The organism is Gemmatimonas sp. (assembly GCF_044345575.1).
Taxonomy (GTDB): Bacteria; Gemmatimonadota; Gemmatimonadetes; order Gemmatimonadales; family Gemmatimonadaceae; genus Gemmatimonas.
In genome coordinates, this window is record NZ_JBIJAW010000427.1 from 1 (window position 1) to 2,586 (window position 2,586).

Genomic DNA, 2,586 nt, shown 5'->3' on the forward strand with positions numbered 1-2,586 from the left:
TCGACACGACGGGACGGGGCTGAAACCTCCGTCCCGTTTTGTCGTTAGGAGGAACAGCCCCGCGCGCGCGACACCGAACCGTCGCTCGAATCCCGCGGCTTCATCGCAATACCGGAGGACCCATGATTTCCCTGCTGCTTTCGTTCGCCATCGCCACGGTCCTGGCCATCGTACTGCATGGCTCCACACGTCGCTTCGTGCGGAATCGCCTCCGGTACGTTGACGCGGTGCAGAAGAGCATCGCGCCGTGGGCTGCAGGCGGCGCGGCGTTCCTCGCCGGGAGCGCCGTGGTGGGGCTGCTCCCCGTGGTGGGAGTCGGCACCGCGCTGACCGCCGCCTTCGCGGTGGGCTCCGGCGTCGCAGCTGGCGCCCGCGATATCCGACAGGGCACCGCGCCGGTGGTGTACGGCCCCTGATCCTGTGCGGATCTTCATACGGTGGGGGGAATTGCGGAATTTTTCGCGGCGAGCGTGAAATGACATCGTGCGTCGGGTGTACGTGCATGTAGTTTGTTGCCATGCCTGCTACCGACATGCCTGACGTGACGACGGCGCAATCCTCGGCTCTGCCCTGGATCGCGCCGTTTGCCGCGTTCATGCTGTGGATGGCCGTCTGGCCCTTCATCGATCTGGCGCAGCCGTGGGACGAGGTGCTGCGCGTGGGCCTGCTGGCCGCGGTGCTGCTCACGGTGTCACGCCGGGTCGTCTTTTCGCTGCGGGTGACGCGCTGGATTCCCAGCCTCCTCGTGGGCCTGCTGGTGTTCGCGCTCTGGATCCTGCCGGAGCAGCTGTGGCCGGGATATCGCGCGCACTGGCTCTTCCAGAATGCCGTCACTGGAGAGACGGTGAGCAGTATCCCCGCCGAGTGGCTGTCGAACCCGCTGGTGCTGTCGCTGCGCATCACGCGCGCGGCGCTGCTGGTGCCGCTGCTCGAGGAGCTGTTCTGGCGCGGCTTTCTCCCGCGGTGGGTCGTGAACAACGACTGGGAGCGGGTGCCGATGGGGACCTACAACACGCTGGCGTTCGTGGGCACCGCCGTGCTCTTCGCGAGCGAGCATGGCCCCTACTGGGATGTGGGGCTCATGTGTGGTCTCATCTACAACTGGTACATGTACAAGACCAAGTCGCTCGGTGACCTGGTCCTCGTGCACGCCGTCACGAATGCCGCGCTGTCGGCGTTCGTGGTGGTCACCCGTCAGTACGCCTTCTGGATGTAGCGCCGCGGCCGAGGGTGCCGCGGCGGCTAGACTTCGCGCACGAACAGGGCCCGCGGGCCTCCGAAGTCGAACAGCAGGCTGTCACCTTCGCCGTGGGACATGCGTACGGACATGGAGTGGGGCGCGGCGGGGTTGTCGGTGTGCAGCATGTCCCCGTCCACGCGATACACGAGCTCGATCACCTGATCGGTGCCGCCCACATCCACGTGGTAGTGCAGCACGCCGCCGGGGCGGAACTCCATCCGTACCCCGGGCGCGAAGTCGAGCGGTTCATCGGCGCGCACGAGGCGCCAGATACCAGGCAACCAGTCCGTTGACATGGGTGAACGATAATGCGGGTCGCAACACGTTTCGTACGCTGCCTGTCGGCGGCAGTGCTGCTGGCAGCCAGTGTGGCGTCGCTTCCTGCGCAGTCGCCGCGTGACACGGCGCTGCACGCCCCGTTCGACCGGTTACTGAAGACGCATGTGCGGGCCGGGCTCGTGGACTACGACGCGTTCGCCCGGGCACCCGAGTTCCCGCGCTATCTCGCGTCACTCGACACCGTCCACGTGAGCGCCCTCAGCGAGGACGAACGCCTCGCCTACTGGATCAACGTGTACAACGCGTACACCATCCAGCTCATCGTGCGGCACCACGAGCGTCAGTCCATCCGCAACATCAATCGCACGCTCGGCTTTCTGCAGCTGAAGGGGCCGTGGAACGAGCCGATCGTGAAGGCCGGTGGGCAGGTGTACACCCTCGATCAGGTGCTGCACCGTATTCTCCGCCGGGAGTTCCACGAGTCACGCGTGCATTTCGCCATCGTCCCGGCGTCGAAGAGCGCGCCGCCGCTGCGCAGCGAGGCGTACGTGGGGGCACGCCTGGGCGAGCAACTCGAAGATCAGACGCGGCGGTTCCTGAGCGACACCACCAAGACGTGGTATCGCAATGGAGTGCTGGGGCTCAATCGTCTGTTCGAGGCCTATGAGCGAGACTTCGGCAGTTCGCGCAAGGAGATGATTCTCTTCGTGGCGCCGTACATCACCTTCCGCCCCACCGAGCCGCAGCGGAAGCGGCTCGAGGAGGGGCGCGCTCTGCTGAACTACCGCCAGTATGACTGGTCGTTGAATGTCCGGGACAAATCGTGATGTAGCGGTCGTGAGGACTGACGACCGACAACTGACACTACAAACCACAAACTCCCCGCGGTCGGCGAGGAGTTTGTAGTTCGTAGTAATAGTTGTCAGTGATCAGTTCGACCGCACTACCCCCACGCCTTACTCACCATGCCGTTCGCATCCTTGGTGTACGGCATCCACAGCAACGCGCACAACTGCACCTGCACATCGGTGCTTTTCGCGCGCACCACCACCGCTTCCAGCTGTTCC

4 protein-coding genes are annotated in these 2,586 nt (G+C 65.0%); 3 read left to right on the top strand and 1 reads right to left on the bottom strand.

Going from position 1 to position 2,586, the window contains the following annotated elements; all coding sequences use genetic code 11:
* Positions 1 to 122: 122 nt before the first annotated feature.
* Together ACIQ6O_RS16185 and ACIQ6O_RS16190 are read left to right on the top strand one after the other, a co-directional pair.
* Positions 123 to 416, top strand: coding sequence for a hypothetical protein (locus ACIQ6O_RS16185; protein ID WP_396208804.1), 294 nt, complete (start codon positions 123 to 125; stop codon positions 414 to 416).
* A gap of 101 nt (positions 417 to 517) precedes the next feature.
* Positions 518 to 1,216 (top strand): CAAX prenyl protease-related protein, encoded by a 699-nt coding sequence (locus ACIQ6O_RS16190; protein ID WP_396208805.1) that lies wholly within the window; start codon positions 518 to 520, stop codon positions 1,214 to 1,216.
* 26 nt (positions 1,217 to 1,242) lie between these two features.
* Here the strand turns inward: ACIQ6O_RS16190 and ACIQ6O_RS16195 are convergent, their stop codons facing one another.
* Positions 1,243 to 1,536 (bottom strand): hypothetical protein, encoded by a 294-nt coding sequence (locus tag ACIQ6O_RS16195; protein ID WP_396208806.1) that lies wholly within the window; start codon positions 1,534 to 1,536, stop codon positions 1,243 to 1,245.
* A 12-nt stretch (positions 1,537 to 1,548) separates the two neighbouring features.
* Here ACIQ6O_RS16195 and ACIQ6O_RS16200 point away from each other — a divergent pair, with 12 nt between their 5' ends.
* A complete protein-coding gene (locus ACIQ6O_RS16200; protein WP_396208807.1) occupies positions 1,549 to 2,346 on the top strand; it encodes a DUF547 domain-containing protein in 798 nt (265 codons plus the stop codon).
* Positions 2,347 to 2,586 lie beyond the last annotated feature (240 nt).

Excerpts from the sequence above, each read along its gene's own strand:
- ACIQ6O_RS16200 (WP_396208807.1), top strand. The coding sequence starts at position 1,549 with ATGCGGGTCGCAACACGTTTCGTACGCTGCCTGTCGGCGGCAGTGCTG.
- ACIQ6O_RS16185 (WP_396208804.1), top strand. The coding sequence starts at position 123 with ATGATTTCCCTGCTGCTTTCGTTCGCCATCGCCACGGTCCTGGCCATC.
- ACIQ6O_RS16195 (WP_396208806.1), bottom strand. The coding sequence starts at position 1,536 with ATGTCAACGGACTGGTTGCCTGGTATCTGGCGCCTCGTGCGCGCCGAT.
- ACIQ6O_RS16190 (WP_396208805.1), top strand. The coding sequence starts at position 518 with ATGCCTGCTACCGACATGCCTGACGTGACGACGGCGCAATCCTCGGCT.